17 protein-coding genes are annotated in these 18,218 nt (G+C 71.9%); 10 read left to right on the top strand and 7 right to left on the bottom strand.

Features of this window, described 5'->3' with window-relative positions; all coding sequences use genetic code 11:
- Positions 1-6 precede the first annotated feature (6 nt).
- From OG446_RS03900 to OG446_RS03885, 4 genes are read right to left on the bottom strand one after another with little or no spacing between them, the layout of a single operon-like run.
- Entirely contained in the window at positions 7-1,062 is a 1,056-nt protein-coding gene (locus OG446_RS03900; protein ID WP_328892703.1) for an NAD(P)H-dependent flavin oxidoreductase, read from the bottom strand.
- Positions 1,063-1,070: 8 nt separating this feature from the next.
- On the bottom strand, positions 1,071-1,850 hold the full coding sequence (locus tag OG446_RS03895; protein WP_328892702.1) for a CoA-transferase subunit beta: 780 nt from the start codon (positions 1,848-1,850) through the stop codon (positions 1,071-1,073).
- Positions 1,847-2,695, bottom strand: a complete 849-nt coding sequence (locus tag OG446_RS03890; protein ID WP_328898187.1) for a CoA transferase subunit A — start codon at positions 2,693-2,695, stop codon at positions 1,847-1,849. The genes OG446_RS03895 and OG446_RS03890 overlap by 4 nt, the downstream gene beginning before the upstream one ends.
- Before the next feature lie 14 nt (positions 2,696-2,709).
- Positions 2,710-3,465, bottom strand: a complete 756-nt coding sequence (locus OG446_RS03885; RefSeq protein WP_328892701.1) for an enoyl-CoA hydratase family protein — start codon at positions 3,463-3,465, stop codon at positions 2,710-2,712.
- Between the two features lie 161 nt (positions 3,466-3,626).
- Between OG446_RS03885 and OG446_RS03880 the strand changes: the two genes are divergently transcribed.
- A complete protein-coding gene (locus tag OG446_RS03880) occupies positions 3,627-4,547 on the top strand; it encodes an SDR family oxidoreductase (RefSeq protein WP_328892700.1) in 921 nt (306 codons plus the stop codon).
- A gap of 57 nt (positions 4,548-4,604) precedes the next feature.
- Here OG446_RS03880 and OG446_RS03875 read toward each other — a convergent pair whose 3' ends face one another.
- Both OG446_RS03875 and OG446_RS03870 read right to left on the bottom strand, forming a co-directional pair.
- On the bottom strand, positions 4,605-5,096 hold the full coding sequence (locus OG446_RS03875) for a nuclear transport factor 2 family protein (RefSeq protein WP_328892699.1): 492 nt from the start codon (positions 5,094-5,096) through the stop codon (positions 4,605-4,607).
- The gene (locus tag OG446_RS03870) at positions 5,093-5,968 is read right to left on the bottom strand and encodes an LLM class F420-dependent oxidoreductase (protein ID WP_328892698.1); all 876 of its coding nucleotides are present in this window, start codon (positions 5,966-5,968) and stop codon (positions 5,093-5,095) included. The genes OG446_RS03875 and OG446_RS03870 overlap by 4 nt, the downstream gene beginning before the upstream one ends.
- 203 nt (positions 5,969-6,171) lie before the next feature.
- Here OG446_RS03870 and OG446_RS03865 point away from each other — a divergent pair, with 203 nt between their 5' ends.
- Positions 6,172-6,789: a TetR family transcriptional regulator gene (locus OG446_RS03865; protein WP_328892697.1), complete on the top strand. Its 618-nt coding sequence runs from the start codon at positions 6,172-6,174 to the stop codon at positions 6,787-6,789.
- Positions 6,790-6,933: 144 nt separating this feature from the next.
- Positions 6,934-7,710, top strand: coding sequence for an SDR family oxidoreductase (locus tag OG446_RS03860; RefSeq protein ID WP_328892696.1), 777 nt, complete (start codon positions 6,934-6,936; stop codon positions 7,708-7,710).
- A gap of 63 nt (positions 7,711-7,773) precedes the next feature.
- Here the strand turns inward: OG446_RS03860 and OG446_RS03855 are convergent, their stop codons facing one another.
- Positions 7,774-9,429 carry a class I adenylate-forming enzyme family protein gene (locus OG446_RS03855; RefSeq protein ID WP_328892695.1) on the bottom strand — a complete coding sequence of 552 codons (1,656 nt, stop codon included), beginning with the start codon at positions 9,427-9,429 and terminating at the stop codon, positions 7,774-7,776.
- A 334-nt stretch (positions 9,430-9,763) separates the two neighbouring features.
- On the opposite strand from OG446_RS03855, the gene OG446_RS03850 reads away from it, so the two are divergent.
- The 7 genes from OG446_RS03850 to OG446_RS03820 all read left to right on the top strand — a co-directional run bounded on the left by OG446_RS03850 (position 9,764) and on the right by OG446_RS03820 (position 18,206).
- Positions 9,764-11,383: an ABC transporter substrate-binding protein gene (locus OG446_RS03850; protein WP_328892694.1), complete on the top strand. Its 1,620-nt coding sequence runs from the start codon at positions 9,764-9,766 to the stop codon at positions 11,381-11,383.
- A 157-nt stretch (positions 11,384-11,540) separates the two neighbouring features.
- Entirely contained in the window at positions 11,541-12,509 is a 969-nt protein-coding gene (locus OG446_RS03845; protein ID WP_328892693.1) for an ABC transporter permease, read from the top strand.
- The gene (locus tag OG446_RS03840) at positions 12,496-13,536 is read left to right on the top strand and encodes an ABC transporter permease (protein ID WP_328892692.1); all 1,041 of its coding nucleotides are present in this window, start codon (positions 12,496-12,498) and stop codon (positions 13,534-13,536) included. Before OG446_RS03845 ends, OG446_RS03840 begins: the two co-directional genes overlap by 14 nt.
- Positions 13,533-14,585 (top strand): ABC transporter ATP-binding protein, encoded by a 1,053-nt coding sequence (locus OG446_RS03835; protein ID WP_328892691.1) that lies wholly within the window; start codon positions 13,533-13,535, stop codon positions 14,583-14,585. Before OG446_RS03840 ends, OG446_RS03835 begins: the two co-directional genes overlap by 4 nt.
- Complete coding sequence (locus OG446_RS03830) at positions 14,582-15,586, top strand: ABC transporter ATP-binding protein (protein ID WP_328892690.1); 1,005 nt, start codon at positions 14,582-14,584, stop codon at positions 15,584-15,586. Before OG446_RS03835 ends, OG446_RS03830 begins: the two co-directional genes overlap by 4 nt.
- On the top strand, positions 15,583-16,809 hold the full coding sequence (locus OG446_RS03825) for an NADH:flavin oxidoreductase (RefSeq protein WP_328892689.1): 1,227 nt from the start codon (positions 15,583-15,585) through the stop codon (positions 16,807-16,809). The genes OG446_RS03830 and OG446_RS03825 overlap by 4 nt, the downstream gene beginning before the upstream one ends.
- A complete protein-coding gene (locus OG446_RS03820; protein WP_328892688.1) occupies positions 16,806-18,206 on the top strand; it encodes an amidase in 1,401 nt (466 codons plus the stop codon). The genes OG446_RS03825 and OG446_RS03820 overlap by 4 nt, the downstream gene beginning before the upstream one ends.
- Positions 18,207-18,218 lie beyond the last annotated feature (12 nt).

Genomic DNA, 18,218 nt, shown 5'->3' with positions numbered 1-18,218 from the left:
GGCGCATCAACCCGGTCCCGGCAGCGCCTTCAGCGTCGCCCGCGCCTCGTCCATGATCCGCTCGACCAGTTCCGAACAGGACGGCAGATCCTCGATCAGGCCCGCCACCTGCCCCGAGGCCATCACCCCGATGTCCGTGCGCCCCTCGACCAGTGAGGCCTTCAGGAGCATCGGGGTGTTGGCGGCCAGCAGCACCTGGCTCCAGGTCAGTTCCTTGCCGTGTTTCATGGCCATGCCGTCGCGAACCAGTTGGGGCCAGCTCGCACCGGACTCCTTACGGAAGGCAGAGGCGTGCCGTAGCGCCCGCAGCAGTGAGGTGGTGCGGCCCGAACGCTCCAGGGAGTCGACCATCGCGGTGCGGAGCATGCGGTGCGGCAGGCCGTCCACCTGTGTGGTGACCGTGACGTCCTTGACGGTGGCGGCCAGGTACTTCGCCTTCACCGTGTCCGGGACGGTGCTGTCGGAGGTGAGCAGGAAGCGGGTGCCCATGCCGATCCCGGCCGCGCCGTAGGCCAGTGCGGCGACCAGGCCACGGCCGTCGTGGAAGCCGCCTGCCGCGATCACGGGGATGCCGACGGCGTCCACCACCTGGGGCAGCAGCACGGTGGTGGCCACCTCGCCCGTGTGGCCGCCGCCCTCGCCGCCTTGCACCATCACCGCGTCGGCTCCCCACGCGGCGACCTTCTCCGCGTGCCGGCGGGCACCGATGGACGGAATGACGACGACGCCGGCGTCCTTGAGCCGGGCGATCAGGTCCTTGGAGGGGGCGAGCGCGAAGGACGCCACCTTGACCCCCTCGTCGATGATGATCCGGACCCGCTCGCCCGCGTCGCCCGCATCCGCCCGCAGATTGACGCCGAACGGCGCGTCCGTACGGGACTTGACCTCGCGGACCGCCGCGCGGAGCTGCTCGACGGTCATCGTCGCGGAGGCCAGGATGCCGAGCGCCCCCGCGTTCGCGGAGGCCGACACCAGACGGGGGCCGGCCACCCATCCCATTCCGGTCTGCACGATCGGGTACCGCACCCCGGTCAGCTCGGTGAGCGCGGTGGGAAACGGCACGGGCCCGCTCACGCCGGGACCTCGCGATCGCGCAGCCCCTTGGGGTCGATGACCTCGCGGATCAGCCGGAGTTCGGCCGCCGTGGGCTCCCGCGTGAACGGGACGTCGTCGGGGACCGTGAGGGCGAACCCGGTGGCCCCGGTGACCTGTTCGAGGCTCACACCGGGGTGCAGGGAGCGCAGGCGCATCGTCCGGTCGGGGGTCTCGAAGTCGAAGACGCCCAGGTTGCTGACGACTTCGGGGATGCGGTGGAAGCGCGTCGCGGAGGGGCCCGCCGCGGCCGCACGGTCGTAGCCGACTCCGCTGACCATGTCGACACGCTCCACGAACACCCGCGCCGAGTGCTTGGGCACCCAGTAACTCGTCGGGTTGTTCAGGGTGTTGACAGGGGCGCCGCGCACCCCGAGCAGCTGGCGCGCGGGCCTGGCCCAGTCGCCGATGCAGGAGATGTTCTGGTTGCCGTGCCGGTCGATCTGGCTGGCGCCCATCATCACGTGCCGGCGGCCCGTGGCGGTCAGCGTCAGGTGCTGGCGGAACGGCAGCCACCCCTCGATGCTCCCCGCCTTGGCACCCACCGCGGGCGTGTCGGCGATCAGCAGTGCCTCCCCGTCCGTCAGCAGGAGTTCGGGGGAGAAGGTCAGCCGCGCCAGGCGTGCTCCGATGGCCGGGACGGTGCCCATGGGGCTGGCGAGGATCTCGCCCGCGTCCCGCCACGCCTCGGCGCAGGCCACCACGCAGTACTCGGCGCGGCTCGGCGCCTGGATGCCGGTGGTCTCGGTGCCGCTCATGCTTCCTCCTGGTGGAACGCGGTGACGGCGGCCTGGTAGGCGGCTTCGTCCCCGGACAGGAACCGTTCGACGAAGGCGGGCCAGGCCTCGGGGTCGCGGGCGGCCTTGACGTAGGCGCGCTGGAAAGCCTCGTCCCGGTCGTGGTCGGGCACACAGGAAGTGAAGTGCGCGCCGTTCGGCGTCTCGACGACCCCGTCCACGAACATCCGCTTGATCAGCAGCGTCTGCGGCCCGTGCTCCTTCAGCAGGTCCGCAGTCTCGACGATCTGCTCGCAGGAGACGAAGCCCTGGTCGGCCGCCTCGCAGAACAGGTCGTCGAAGTACGGGTCGGGGCCCAGGTACTGCCCGTTGCCCTGTACGTCGGACCGGTTGAGGTGGACCAGGGCCGCATCCAGCCGGAGCGCCGGGGCCGCGACCAGCTTCTCGCCGTCCTCGTACGGTGAGGTGACCGTACGCAGTGAGGGGTTGACCTCCATCAGGTCCGAGCCCATCCCGGCACGCACCGGCATGAACGGCAGCCGCTGTGCGCCCGCCGTCAAGCTCCACATCATCATCGCCTCGTCCATCTCGACCATCTCGAAGGCGCCGCGCTGCCGGGCCGCCGTGAAGTGCGGCTCCAGCGGTATCGAGTCGAGCGTCCCGAAGGCCGCGACCAGTTTGCGGATCTTCCCCGCCGCCGCGAGCAGACCCACGTCGGGGCCGCCGTACGACACCACGGTCAGGTCGGTGACGTCCGAGCGCAGCAGCGCCCGCACCAGGGCCATCGGCTTGCGGCGTGATCCCCAGCCGCCGATGCCGATCGTCATCCCGCTCTCCAGCCGGCCGACGACGTCGTCGGCCGTCATCGTCTTGTCCTGTGTCACGTCTGCTGCTCCTTGTCCGTGCCGAAGGTGTCGCGCACACGGTCGGCGACGCCACTGAGATTGGCCTCGAAGGTGAAGCCCTGCTCGAAGCGGTAGCTGCGGCGTACGTCGACGGGGTCGATGCCGTTGATGGCGGCCTTGGCCAGCCGGATCAGATAGCCGTCCTTCGCGGCGATCTCCCCGGCCAGTTCCAGGGCGGCCGCGGTCAGCCGCTCGCGCGGTACGACGTCGAACACCGAGCCGTGCCGGTGCAGTTCCTCCGCGGTCACGGTGCGCGAGGTGTAGTAGAGGGTCCGCATCAGGTGCTGCGGGACCAGTCGGGCCAGGTGCGTGGCGGCGCCGAGCGCGCCGCGGTCCAGCTCGGGCAGACCGAAGGACGCGTCATCGGCGGCCACGATCACGTCCGCGTTGCCCACCAGGCCGATGCCGCCGCCCAGGCAGAAGCCCTGTACGGCGGCGACCACAGGGACCTCGCACTCGTAGACGGCCGCGAACGCCTCGAAGCAGCCCCGGTTGGCGCCGATCAGCGCCTCGGGTCCGGTCGCGCGCTGCATCTCCTTGATGTCCACGCCCGCGTTGAAACCGCGTCCCTCGGCGGCGAGCACGACGCAGCGGATGTCCTGGTCGGCCCCGGCGGCGCGTACCGCCGCGGCCAGGTCGTACCAGCCCTGTACGGGCAGGGCGTTGACCGGAGGGAAGTCCACGGTGACGAGGGCGACGCCATCGCGTGGGACGGAGGTGGAGACACCCATGAGCAGATCAGCTACCTTTCCACCAAACGTTTGTTAGGCCCAAAAGGTAGCAGCGATACGAAGGCCGCGGGAGGGTGTCATGCCACTGAGTGGTACCGGCGCCCCTTTCCCCCGCCCCGGACGTCGCCCGTTGCCCGGCGCCCATCGAAAGGACACCCGTCATGACCTCACCGACCGCCCTGTGTGCCGGACGCGTCGCCGTCGTCACCGGCGCCGGCCGTGGACTCGGCCGTGCTCATGCCCTGGCCCTCGCCGCCGAGGGGGCGAAAGTCGTCGTCAACGACCTGGGGGTGGGCCTCGACGGCTCCGGACCGGGCACCGGCCCCGCCCAGCAGGTCGTGAAGGAGATCCGCGCGGCCGGAGGCGAGGCGGTCGCCCACAACGGTGACATCGCCACCTCCGAGGGTGCCGCCTCCCTCGTCGCCGCCGCGCTCGACTCCTTCGGCCGCCTCGACACGCTCGTCAACAACGCCGGGTTCCTCCGCGACCGGATGCTGGTCAACCTGGACGAGGACGACTGGGACGCCGTGATGCGCGTCCACCTCAAGGGGCATTTCCTGCCGCTCAAGCACGCGGCGGCGCACTGGCGCGCCGAGGCCAAGGCAGGCCGGACGCCGGCCGCCCGGGTCGTCAACACCAGTTCGGGGGCCGGGCTGCTGGGCAGTGTCGGCCAGGGCAACTACGCGGCCGCGAAGGCGGGCATCGTGGGGCTGACCCTGGTCGCCGCCGCCGAGATGGGCCGCTACGGAATCCAGGTCAACGCGATCGCCCCGGCCGCCCGGACCCGGATGACCGAGGCGACGTTCGCCGAGACGATGGCCGCCCCCGGCGAAGGGGCCTTCGACGCGATGGCCCCGGAGAACGTCTCGCCGCTCGTCGTCTGGCTGGGCTCCGCCGCGTCCGCCGGCGTCAGCGGCCGGGTCTTCGAGACCGAGGCCGGGCGGATCACCGTGATGGAGGGCTGGCGGCCCGGCCCCACCGCGGACAAGGGCGCCCGCTGGACCCCGGCCGAGGCCGGAGAGGCGGTGACCGGCCTGTTGGCCGCGGCCGAGGCCCCGCAGCCGGTCTACGGCGCCTCCTGACCTCGCGCGGCACGGGGTGGCGGCCGTCCGGCCACCACCCCGTGCGGGCCCGGGAGCTCAGGCAGTCGCCGGCTCGCCCCGCGCCCCGGCGACCAGCAGCGCGGGGGACTCCGTGCGGCCGTCCAGGATGCGATTGGTCCGGGTCACGACCTGCCACCCCTGCGGCGTGCGGCGCAGCCGCCAGTGGTTGGCGGTCGCCCGGCGCACCACGTACCGGCCCGACTCGTGCACCACCATCAGCGAATGGCACACCGCCACGGCCTCGTCGCCGTCCACCGTGATGTGCGGCGGGCCCACGACATGGGCGCAGCCCTGCCGGATCCAGCCCTGGTGCGCGGGGGAGCGGACCATCTCACGGATCCGTTCCCGGCCCGCGAGGAAGATCTCGTCGATGTCGTACACCCCGTCCGGCGCCCACAGCGCCGCGACGCCGTCCGCGTCGCCCCCGTCCACGAGCGGCCCGTACGAGGCCATCGTGCGGGCGATGTCGCGCTCGTCCTCCAGCGCCCCGAGCCGTGCCTCGAGCGCGGCGATCCGGTCCTCGCTCATGTGCGCGCCCCTACGCCCGCCGTGAGGCCCGCGATCGCGGCGAGGGCCTCCAGCTGCTCGATGTAGTGGCCCGCCCCCGTGGCGCTCAGTGACACGCTGACCAGGGTGGCTCCGGCCGCGGACACCTTCCGCAACGCCTCGGACGCGCCGTCCGGATCACCCGACGGATCGAGCGGGCGGCCCGCGCTCAGCACCACCTCGAAACCGCCGGGCAGCGAGGCCGCCCCGACCATCTCGCCCAGCCGGTCGAGCGGCAGCCCGAACGGTACCCAGCCGTCCCCGTACGCCACCGCCCGGCGCAGCGAACGCGGGGTGCGGCCACCGATCCACAACGGCACCCGGTCCTGCACCGCGTGCGGCTCCACCACGAGCCCCTCGTAGTCGAAGTGCTCGCCGTGGTAAGCGGGTTCGCGCCGGGACAGGGACGTCCGCAGCGCCGCGAGGGCCTCGTCGGCGATCGCGCCCCGGCCCTCGAAGGAGGCCCCGAGCAGCCGGAACTCCTCCTCCAGACTGCCCACACCGAGCCCCAGGACGACCCGCCCCCCGGAGACCCGGTCCAGCGTGCCGTAGCGCTTCGCGATCTCCAGCGGATGGTGGTAGCCGAGCACCAGGACCTGCGTGGCGAACCGGATCCGTTCGGTCCGGGCCGCGAGGTATCCGAAGACGGACAGCGGATCCCAGTACGTGCCGCCGCGCTGTCCGGCGATGTCCACGGGCACCGCCACATGCTCCGAACAGGTCAGATGATCGAAGCCGAGCCGGTCCGCCGCCTCGGCCACCGCCCCCAGGTCCTCGATGCCGGCGGTGCGTTCCCAGGGGGAATGGACGCCGGGGACGGCCGTGACGACGGGACTGTTGATGCCGAGCCGCATGGGGGCACCTCTCTCGGGCTGAACGGGATGGAACGGGAGCGTCCATCCAAGTCCCCCGCCCCGGCCCGCGCAGGCCCCGTCCCGGTGGGCGGGAGATCCACCCGGCCACCGGCTTCCGGCCGGGTCCCACTCAACGGAACGACGTCCACCGGGCCGGTACGGCACACGAGAACATCGGCGGCAGGCGGAAGGACGTCAGTACCGTGCCCCGAACGAACTGCGAGAGAACCCCCGCGCATCCCACCTCGGCCAGCCAGCGCCAGCGCTATGCCCGCATCCTGCGGGCCGCGGCGCAGCTCGGAGCCGTACACGGCCTCGAAGGCGTGCAGATGCACGACGTGGCCCGGCGGTCCGGCGTCGCGATCGCGACCCTGTACCGCTACTTCCCGTCCAAGACGCACCTGTTCGCCGCTGTCCTCCACGACCGGGTGGGCCGCCTCGACGCCGGGGCTCCGCCACCGAGGCCGGGCACCGGCCCGGTGGATGCGGTGAGCGAGCTGCTCACCGGGGCGAGCCGGCAGCTCTTCGAACAGCCGCTGCTGGCGCTGGCGATGCTCCAGTCCAACAACGTCTCCCACGTAGGCGAGGACAGCCCGGTCCGCCGCACGGACGAGATCCTCGTGGACCTGGTCCTGCGCACGGCCGGGGTGAGCGATCCCGGCGAGCAGGACCGGCGCGTGGTCCGCATCCTGGAGCAGGCCTGGTACGGACTGCTCACCACCGTCCTGTACGAGCGTTCCTCGGCCGAGGCGGCGCAGGACGGCATCCGGCTGGCCTGCCGCCTGCTCCTCGGCCCGGTCCTCGCCGAACGGCGCCCCTGACACCGCACCCCGCGTCCGGTCAGCGGGACGCCGGGTGCTCATGGTGGGCCGGAGCTCCTACGGTGCCCGGGAGGGCGGCTTCCGCGGGTGCCGGGGCGGCCGGCCCTCGTGTGCCAGCAGCAGCGACCCACCCGAGGAGTAGTCATGCCGCGCAATGTCGTCGTCACCGGATCCGGTTCCGGGATCGGTGCCGCTCTCACCACCCTGTTCCGGGCCCAGGGGGACCGGGTGATCGGCGTGGACCTCCGGGGCGGCGAGATCGACGCCGACCTGTCCACACCCGCAGGCCGCGCCGAAGCCGCGGTCGCGGCCGCCGAGGCGGCCGACGGGGTGGTGGACGCGGTCGTCACCTGCGCCGGCACCTCCGTGCCGGGGACCGCGATGGTCACCGTCAACTACTTCGGCACCACCGAGTTCCTGACAGCGCTGCGACCGGCCCTCGCCGCGGCCGAACGGCCCCGGGCCGTGGCCATCGGCTCGATCTCCGGCACCCAGCCCCACGACCCGGAGGTCGTCGCCGCCTGCCTCGCCGGCGACGAGACCACAGCCCTGGAGCATGCGGAGCGGGCCGTGGCCGACGGCCGTGCGCGGCAGCTGTATCCCTCGTCCAAGGCGGCGCTCGCGCAGTGGGCGCGGCGCACCGCCGTCGCCGAGGGCTGGGCCGACGCGGGGATCCCCGTCAACGTGGTCGCGCCCGGTGTCGTCCTGACCCCGATGAGCGCGGGGCTCTTCGACGACCCGGAGATGAAGAAGGTCATGGACGCGGCGGTGCCCATGCCGCTCAACGGCTATCTGCAGCCGGAGGACGTCGCGCGGGCCGTGCTCTTCCTGGCCTCCGGGGGAAACAGCCACATCACCGGGCAGGTGGTGTACGTCGACGGAGGGGCAGAGGCGACCCTGCGCGGGCCCGCCGACTTCTGAGCCGCACGCACAGTGCCCCGGCCGCTTCAGGCGGCCGGGGCACTGTCGTCCCTCCGCGCGGCGTCAGACGCGCACCTGGTTCCGGATCACCTTGCCGGTGGCATTGCGCGGCAGTTCCTCGTGCGTCAGCCGCCACTGCTTGGGGACCTTGAAATAGGCCAGTGCGTTCGCCGCGTACTCCTGCAGCGTCTCCTCGGTGACCGTCGAGCCCGCCGCGAGCACCACGACCGCGGCGACCTCCTGGCCGAGGTCCGGATGCGGCACCCCCATCACCAGGCACTCACGGACGTCGGGGTGCTCGACGAGAACCGTCTCGATCTCCGCCGGGTAGACGTTCTCGCCACCGCGGATGATCAGGTCCGAACGGCGGCTGCTGAGGAACAGCCGGCCCTCGCGCAGTTCTCCCAGGTCCCCGGTGCGCAGCCAGCGGTCCGGGCCGATGGCGCCGGCGGTGGCCTCGGGATCGCGCCAGTAGCCCAGCATGTTGAACTGGCTGCGGACCCAGACCTCGCCCTCCTCGCCCTCGCCCAGCACCTCGCCGGCGGGGTCGCGTATCTCCAGCTGTACACCGGTGACCGGCCGGCCGAGCGTCCCGGGTGCCGCCGCCAGCTCCTGCGCGCTCGCCGCGGCGACGCCGGTGCAGGTCTCCGTCAGGCCGTAGCTGTCCACCAGCGAGTCCTTCGCGAACGGCAGGCCCTGGCGCAGCCGCTCCTTGAACGCGGTCGACGACGGTGCGGAGGCCAGCGAGAACGACGTCAGCGAGGACGTGTCGTACCGGTCGGCCCCGCCGTGTTCGAGCATCCGGTGGGCCATGGTCGGCACCGCACCCCAGTTGGTGACCCGTTCCCGCTCGACCATGGACAGGACGGCGTCCACGTTGAACGAGCCCTGGTGCAGGGCGATCCGGCTGCCGGTGGCGAGCCGTGGCACGGCCAGATTGTGCAGGCTCGCGATGTGGAACAGCGGCAGCGTCAGCAGATAGACGCGGTCCTGCGACGCCACGGGATCGCCGAACTCCTCGAACAGGGCGTCGTTCAAGCGGTGGTACTCGACGACGGCCAGCAGGTTGCGATGCGTGTGCACGGCCCCCTTCGGGCGGCCCGAGGTGCCCGAGGTGTAGAGGATGACTGCGGGGTCGTCCTCCGCGACGTCGGCGGAGGGCAGCGGTGCGTCGGGGTGCGACGCGGCGAGGCGGCCGATGTCGTTCTCCACGGACAGCACCGGCACCGCGCAGTCGGCCAGCTTCGCCGACTGTCTGGCGTCGGCCACCACCAGCGCCGGTTGCGCGTTGTCGATGCCGTGTGCCATCTCCCGCGCCGACCACCAGGCGTTGAACCCGACCGCCACCGCGCCGACCGACACGGTGGCCCAGAACGTCAGGATCCACTCGGGGGAGTTGGCGGCGGCGATCGCCACCCGGTCGCCCCTGCCGATGCCGTACTCCTCCCGCAGGACCTTGGCCAGCGACGCGACCTGGGCGGCGTGCTCGGCGAAGGTGATCCGCCGGTCCGCGGTGACGATGTACTCACGGTCGGCATGGGCGACGGACGCGTGCAACACCTCGTGCAGAGCCCGCTGCCGGTGGGTGAACACCGGCAGGCGGGACCCCAGCACTTCGGCGTCGGACAGCTCGAAACGGCCGCCCGGGCCGGTGAGCCGGCCGATGATCTCCGCCGCTCCGGCGGGAGGGGCCGGGCGGTGATCCGTATCGCTGGACATCAGGTCACTCCTGGTGCGTCTCGAACTCCACTGGGATCGCGGTCGAGGCCAATGTCAGCAGTGCCGGGCCCTCTTCCTCATGGCTGATTCCGGTCACTGGGACACCGTCGCACGCCGACGACCCGGCGACAACGACGGCGACGGGCGGTCATCGCGGGCATCGCAGGGTTCCCGGTGAGTGGGATGGGTCACGTCGGCCGGATTTCGACGGCCGTAGCGTCCCCCCACCTGCTCCGGCCCCGGGCCTTCCCGCCCCGGTGCCACCTGCCTTCAGGCACCCGTCTTTCCCACCTTCCGGCACCGGTCCGACCGGCCCGGGCTCATGGAGGAAGCAATGAAGCGAGCACCACGGCCGCGAGTCCGCCTCGCCGCCACCCTGGCCGTCGCGGCGATGCTCACCTCGGCGTGCGTATCGTCCGAGGCCGGGAAGACCGACGGCGCGAAGACGCAGAAGACCGAACGCGGCCGCTACACCTTCGGCATCGTCGGCGACCAGCCGGAAGGCGGCACCCCGGTCGACGGCGGCACTCTGCGCATCGCCGACTACGCCGAGGCCCGCAGCCTCAGCCCCGCCGTCACCTATGCCACCGGAGCCTCCGGAGGCTCGGCGCTCGCCGCCGTCTACGACGTACTGATGCGGTACGACACCGCGGCGAAGAAGTACGAACCCCAGCTCGCCGAGTCACTGCGCAGCAGCGGCGACCTGAAGACCTGGACGCTGAAGCTCCGCAAGGGCGTGAAGTTCTCCGACGGCACCCCGCTCGACGCCGACGCCGTGACCGCCTCCCTCGCCTGGTACCAGAAGAACAAGGGCGCCGACACCGCGCTGCTCGCCCCGAACGTGGCGAAGACCGAGGCCACCGACGACACCACCGTCGTCTTCACCCTCCGCAGCCCCTGGGCCACGTTCCCCGCGATGCTCGCCCAGGCACCCGGCATGATCGTGGCCCCCGCCGCGTACGCGGGGAAGACGTTCAAGCCCATCGGGGCCGGCCCCTTCGTCCTGGACAAGTACGCCCCCCAGGAGGAGATGGTCCTCAAGGCCAACAAGGGCTACTTCAAGGGCAAGCCCCACCTCGACGCGATCCGTTTCACCTGGCCGCAGTCCGACCGCACCAAGCTGGAGTCGCTCGAGGACGGCACCGTCGACCTGACGTACATGCGCAGCCCTGACGTCGTCGACGAAGCCGTCAAGGCAGGCCACCCCGGGGAGCTGACCCTCACCGGACTCGGCAACATGGTGGTGATCAACGTGCGCGAGGGCCGCCCCGGCGCCGACCTGCGCGTCCGCAAGGCCATGACCCTGGCCCTCGACCCGGAGCTCGACACCGAACGCGCCTACAACGGCAAGGGCCTGCCCGGCAAGGAGATCTTTCCGCCGGAATCGCGCCTGCACTCCACGGTGAAGCCCCTCGCCGTCGACCTCGAACAGTCGAAGAAGCTGCTCGCCGAGGCCAAGAAGGACGGCTACGACGGCGCCGTCACCTACATGGACGGCACCGATCCCGTCTCCCGTGCCAAGGCGGTCGTCACCAAGGCCGCACTGGAACGGGTCGGCTTCACCGTGAAACTGGACCTGGTCTCGTCGATCGCCGACCGGACGTCGAAGACCTACGTGGAGCACGACTTCGACATCAGCCGCGGTGCGGCAAGCATCTCCGAGAGCGATCCGTACCACCGCCTGCAGAGCGTCCTGAACTCCACGAGCTACGGCAACCCCGGCGGGTACGCGAACCCGAAGATGGACGCCCTGCTGGTCCGCCTCCAGGCGGCGGACAGCGACGCGGAGAGCCAGAAGATCCTCGACGAGGTCCAGACCCTGTTCAACGAGGACGTCCCCCTGGTGAACCTGGGCGCGAGCGCCGCCTTCACCGCCTGGGGCAAGAACGTGCACGGTGTCGTGCCCACCGATGAGTACATGACCCTCTTCGGTGAGGCGTGGATCAGCAAGTGACGTCCCGAGGGCCGGCCGGCCCCCGCGATCCCCGGAGCGCTCCCGCTCACCGGGACACCGTCCTGGGCCGGCCGGCCCGCCCGCCCGTAGCCTCACCGCACCGTGGTGCGCATCCCGTAGTCCCGTGTGCCGCCACCGGGCAGATCTGGAGGAACCCATGAGTTTCGCTGCGCTGCGCCGCCCGGCCCTCAAAGTCCTGGAACTGGTGGGTGTGCTCCTCATCGCGAGCATGGGGGTCTTCTCCCTGGTGGTCCTGCTGCCCGGCGACCCCGCCGTCGACATCCTCGGCGGCGGCAGGTCGCCCGCCGAGTACGCCGAGCTCCGCGCGGAACTGGGCCTCGACCAGTCGCTGGTCACCCGCTACCTCGACTGGCTGGGCGGTGTCCTGACCGGGGACCTGGGCCGGTCCGTTGTGCCGCCGCAGAGCGACGTCACCGACCGCGTCCTGTCCGCGCTGCCCGTCAGCTTCGAGATCGCCGCGCTCGGACTGCTCATCGCCCTGCTGATCGCGGTACCGCTGGCCATGTGGTCGGCGTACCGGGAGAACTCGGCAGCCGACCGGATCATCGGCGCCGGCACCTTCGGGGTGCTCTCCGTGCCCAGCTTCCTCGCCGGGCTGCTGCTGATCATGCTCCTGGTCAACTCGGCGGGCTGGTTCCCGCGTTCCGAATGGATCCGGCTCGGCGACGGCGACCTGCTGGGCAACCTGCACCACGCCTTCCTGCCGGCGCTGACCGTGGCGCTGGCCGAACTCGCCATGTTCACACGGGTGTTGCGTGGCGACCTCATCGTGACCCTGCGGGAGGACTACATCCTCGCCGCCCGCGCCAAGGGCATGCACCCGCTGCGCATCCTGTTCACCGACGCCCTGCGCCCCTCCTCCTTCTCCCTGGTCACCCTGCTCGGCCTCAGCCTCGGGCGGCTCATCGGCAGCACCGTCGTCGTCGAGTACCTCTTCGGGCTGCCCGGCATGGGAACCGTCGTCGTCAACGCCGCGGGCCAGGGCGACTACCCGATGGTCCAGGGCGCCGTGCTCACCATCGCCGTCATCTACGTGGTGATCAACGCCGGCATCGACTTCTCCTACGGCTACCTCGACCCGAGGACGCGACGTGTCCATATCTGACATCGCCCCGCGCACGCGGGCCGCCTGCTCACCGCCCCTGCTCACCGCCCTGACCCTCACCGTCGTCGGCCTCGTCCTGCTGGGGTTCGGCGCGACGACACCCCGGCTCGTGACGCCAGTCAAGGTGGTCCTCGCCCTGCTGGGCCTCGGCCTGGCGTTCGCCGGAGCGTCCCGGCTCGGCAAGATCTGGTCCGGCCCCGGCTTCGACATGGTGTTCTGGTTCGGCGCGGGCTGGCTCATCGTGCTCGGCCTCGCGATCCTGTTCGCCCCGTGGCTGCCCGTCGGAGAGGACCGCGACGTCGCGAGCACCGTCCTCGAACCGGCCTTCGCCACCCCGACGTTCACCGGGGCCAACCCCCTCGGCACGAACGGCTTCGGTCTCGATCTGCTCGCCCGCTCCCTGTACGGGGCGCGGTCCTCGCTGATCATCTCGCTGTCGGCCGTCGCCGTCGGCACCGTCCTCGGCGGCGCGATCGGCATGGTGGCCGGCTACTTCCGGAGGAGCGTCGACCGGGCGGTGGGCATCGCCACCAACTCGCTGCTCGCCGTGCCCCCGCTGATCCTGCTCATCGCCCTGGCCACCGTGCTGGAGCCGCATCTGCGCAATGTGGCCCTCTCACTGGCCCTGCTCACCATCCCCGGCATGGTGCGGCTCGCCCGCGCCACCACGATGGCCTACGCCAACCGGGAGTTCGTCGTCGCGGCCCGCGCCATGGGCGCCACCCGCTCCCGGATCATGCTGCGGGAACTGCTGCCCAACGTCCTGCTGCCGCTGCTGTCCCTGGCGGTGGTGATGATCTCGGTCCTCATCGTCGCCGAGGCCTCGCTCAGCTTCCTCGGGCTCGGTATCCAGCCGCCCGAACCCACCTGGGGAAACATGATCGCGGAGGGGGAGGGGCGGGTCTTCGAGGAACACCCGCACATCGTGCTCGTACCGGGTGCCTTCCTCTTCCTCACCGTCTTCGCCTTCAACATCGTCGGCGAGAAGGCTCGCGGGCGCTGGGACTCCCGGAGCGTGAAACTGTGACCACCCCACCGCTGTCCGACCACGCGGCACCCGCCGGACCCGACGCGTCCGAGCTGCTGACCGCCACCGGCGTACGCACCGCCTTCCACACACCGCGCGGCCCCGTGCAGGCCGTCGACGGGGTCAGCCTGTCGCTGTCCGAGGGCGAGACCCTCGGCATCGTCGGCGAGTCCGGCTCCGGCAAGTCCGTTCTGGGCCGCACCCTCATGGGACTGATCACCGACGGCCCCGGCACCACCGTCTCCGGAAAGGTCATGCTCGGCGGCAAGGACGTCCACGCGCTCAGCCCGTCGGGCCGCAGAGCCCTGTGGGGCACCGAGGTCGCCATGGTCTTCCAGGACCCGATGACCTCACTGAACCCGGTGAAGAAGGTCGGCACGCACCTGTCCGAGAGCGTCCGCGCCCACCTCGGCCTGAGCCGCGCCGAGGCCCGGGACCGCGCCGTCGACCTGCTCCGTCAGGTGGGCATCCCCGAACCCGCCCGACGCGCCCGCCAGTACCCGCACGAGCTCTCCGGCGGCATGCGCCAGCGCGTCGTCATCGCCATGGCCCTGGCCTGCGGCCCTCGCCTGCTCATCGCCGACGAACCCACCACCGCGCTCGACGTCACCGTGCAGAAGCAGATCCTGGACCTCCTCCAGTCGCTCGCCCGCGACCTGAGGATGGCGACCGTCCTGATCAGCCACGACCTCGCCACCGTCGCCGGCCGGACGGACCGGGTCGCGGTCATGTACGCCGGCCGCCTCGTCGAGTACGCGCCCACAGCGGCCGTGTTCGAACGCCCCCGGCACCCGTACAGCAGCGCCCTGATCGCTTCCGTCCCCCGTCTCGACCTGCCCCCGCACACCCTGCTGCCCACCATCGAGGGCCGCCCTCCCAACCTGCTGCACCCGCCCCCCGGCTGCCGGTTCGCCCCGCGCTGCGGCATGGCCACCGACCACTGCACCACCGAGCCGCCGCCGCTCACCGGATACGACGGTGACCGAGACGCAGGCGGCCTCGTCGCCTGTCACCACCCCCTGGGCGCCGTCGAGGAGGCTGCCGTATGACGACCACCAGCACCACCGTCCCCGCACTCGTCGCGGAGAACCTCGTCGTGGAGTACCCGGCCGGCCGGGGCCGCAGGGTGCACGCCGTCTCCGGTGTCGGCCTTGAGGTCGCGGCGGGCGAAACCCTGGGCATCCTCGGCGAGTCCGGCTGCGGGAAGTCCACCGTCGGCCGCGCCCTGATCCAGCTGCCGCCCCCGGACTCCGGGACCGTACGCCTCGGCGAGGTGACCCTCACCGGCCTTGCCCCCGCGGAACTGCGCCGGGCCCGCGCCCGGATGCAGATCATCATGCAGGACCCGGTATCCGCGCTGAACCCGCGCCGCAAGGTCAAGGACCTGGTGTGGGAAGGGCTGTCGATCTGGGGGAGCGGCGACGACCCCCGCGACAAGGACAGCCGGATCGACGCGGCCCTGCGCGACGTCGGCCTCGACCCAGCGACCGTCCGCGACCGCAGGCCGCACGAACTCTCCGGCGGCCAGTGCCAGCGGGTCTGCATCGCCCGCGCCCTGCTCCTGGACCCCGAGGTGCTGATCTGCGACGAACCCGTCTCCAGCCTCGACGTGTCCGTGCAGGCGCAGATCCTCAACCTGCTGGAGACGGCGACACAACGGCGCGGACTGAGCATGGTCTTCATCGCCCATGACGTGTCCGTGGTGAAGAACATCAGCGACCGCGTGATGGTCATGTACCTCGGCAAGATCTGCGAGGTGCTGCCGTCCGACGGCATGCAGCACGAGGCCGTCCACCCGTACACACGGCTGCTGCTCGCCTCGCTCCCCGAAGCGCAGCGGGGCCCGGGCGCCGTCGAGGAGCCGGCCGTGGCCGACGGCGCGGCCGGCGAACTCCCGTCGCCCCTGGACCCGCCGTCGGGCTGCCGCTTCCGCACCCGCTGCCCGCTGGCCACCGGCCTGTGCGCCGGGACGGAGCCCCCGCTCAGGGACATCCGGCCCGGCCACCGGGTCGCCTGCCACCACGTCGAACCGAAAAGGAACCACGCGTGACCACCACCGACACCCCCGATGTCCTGGCCCCCGCCGAACTGGGCCCGCTCAAGCTCCGCAACCGCGTCATCAAGGCGGCGACCTACGAGGGACTCAGCCACAAGTCCCTGGTGACCCAGGATCTCGTCGACTTCCACGTCGCCTACGCGCGGGGCGGCGTCGGCATGACGACCGTCGCCTACTGCGCCGTCTCGAAGGAGGGGCGGACCGACCGGCACCAGATCCACTGGACCGACGAGGCGATGCCGGGACTCCGCGTCCTCACCGACGCCGTGCACGCCGAGGGTGCCGCGGTGTCCGCGCAGATCGGCCACGGCGGGCCCGTCGCCAACCCCAAGGGCAACGGCGCCCCGGCCCTCTCCCCGTCCAGGCACTTCCACGCCACCACGATCAGCTGGGCGCAGGAGGCGTCCGTCGACGACCTCCGGCGCATCACCGAGGCGCACGCCGAGGCCGCCCGCCGCGCCGTCGACGCGGGGTTCGACGCCGTGGAGGTCCACCTGGGCCACAACTACCTGGCCAGTTCCTTCCTCAGCCCGAAGGTCAACCACCGCACCGACCGGTACGGCGGCAGCCTGGAGAACCGGGCCCGGTTCGCCCGGGAGATCATGCGGGCCGTCCACGACGCGGTCGGCGGCAGGATCGCCGTCATCGCCAAGATGAACATGGACGACGGCGTCCCCGGCGGCTTCTGGCTCGACGAGGCCATCCCCGTCACCCAGTGGCTCGAACAGGACGGCACCGTCGACGCCCTGGAGATGACCGCGGGCAGCTCGCTGCTCAACCCGATGTACCTGTTCAAGGGCGACGCCCCGCTAGACGACTTCTCCGCGATCATGCCGCAGCCGATCAAGCTGGGGGTGAAGCTGGTCGGCAAGCGGTTCCTGCGCAGCTACCCGTACCGGGACGCCTACCTCCTGGAGGACGCCCGGCAGATCCGCGCCGCCGTGAAGCTGCCGATGATCCTGCTCGGCGGCATCACCGACAAGCCGGCCATGGACCTCGCCATGCGCGAGGGGTTCGAGTACGTGGCCATGGCCAGGTCCCTGCTGCGCGAGCCCGACCTCGTGAACCGGATCAGCAAGGACGCCACCACCCCGTCCCTGTGCATCCACTGCAACAAGTGCATGCCCACGAATTTCACCGGCACCCGCTGCGTGCTCGTCGACCGGGGCACCACCCGCCGCGAGACCTGGGGCAAGCCCGCCGGGTACGTGGGATGAGGGGCCGGGACGCCGTCGCCACGGCCGAGGCGGTCAGGAACGGCGACACCGACGCCCGTACCGTCACCGAGCAGGCGATCGCCCGCATCGAGGAGCACAACCCCCGCCTCAACGCCGTGATCCACACCCGTTTCGAGTCCGCGCTGGCGGAGGTGGCGGCCGGTCTGCCGGACGGCCCGCTGCGCGGCGTCCCCGTGCTCGTCAAGGACCTCGGCACCGAGGTGGAAGGGCTGCCGACGACGGGCGGCAGCCGCCTCTTCGCCGACGCGACCGCCCGGCGCGACAGCGAACTGGTGGCCCGCTACCGTCGCGCCGGAGCCGTCGTCCTCGGCACCACCAACACCCCCGAACTGGGCCTCAACGCCTCCACGGAACCGGTTCTCTTCGGCCCCACCCGCAACCCCTGGAACACCGACCGCTCACCGGGCGGCTCCAGCGGCGGCTCGGCGGCCGCGGTCGCGGCCGGGATGGTCCCGGTCGCGCACGCCAGCGACGGGGGCGGCTCGATCCGCATCCCGGCCGCCGCCTGTGGCCTGTTCGGCCTCAAGCCGAGCCGGGGGCGCGTCTCGCCCGCTCCCCGCCCCACCACCCTGTCGGGTCTGGTCTCGGGCCACCACGCCGTCACCACGACCGTCCGGGACAGCGCCCTGCTCCTCGACGTCGTCTCCGGCCCCATGCCCGGGGACGCGTACGCCGCACCGGTCCCGGCCGCACCCTTCGCCGAACTGGCCCGCCGCGCCCCCGGACGACTGCGGATCGGCCTGATCACCGCACTCCCGGACGGCCCGGACGTCCACCCGGACTGTGAAGGAGCGACTCGCGCCGCGGCCCTGCTGTGCGAACGCCTCGGCCACGACGTCGTCGAGACCACCGCCCGCTACCGCCCCGCCGACGTGGGCCGCACGTCCGCGGTCCTGATGGGCGCCGACCTGGTCGCCCAGATCGACGCCCGCCTCGCCGAGCTCTCCAGGCCCCTGGCCGACGACGACATCGAGCCCTTCACCCGGATCGTGTACGACACCTACCGCGCCCTGCCCGCCGCCGACGTCAGCCGGGCGCTGCGCCGGGCGCAGGAGATCGGCTGGGAGGTCGGTGCGGCGTTCGACCGGTTCGACGTCCTGCTCAGCCCGACCCTGGCGCAGCCCACTCCGCTGCTCGGCACCCTCGACACCACCGCCCCGGAGTCGGTCTACCGGCACGCGTCGGTCTACTCCGCCTTCACCAGCGTCCACAACGTGACCGGGATGCCGGCCATGTCCGTCCCCTTCGGCCACGACGGCGAGGGCCTGCCGCTGGGCGTCCAGTTCGCCGCTCCGCTCGGCGGGGAGGGCGTGCTGCTCGCGCTCGGTGCCCAGTTGGAGCGGGAGGCCCCCTGGGGGACGCCGCCTGCCCCTTGAAGCGGACCCTGG

The sequence above is a fragment of the Streptomyces sp. NBC_00236 genome, assembly GCF_036195045.1.
GTDB lineage: Bacteria > Actinomycetota > Actinomycetes > Streptomycetales > Streptomycetaceae > Streptomyces.
Note: the sequence above shows the minus strand (reverse complement) of the source record. Positions and strands in the feature narration are given on the sequence as shown.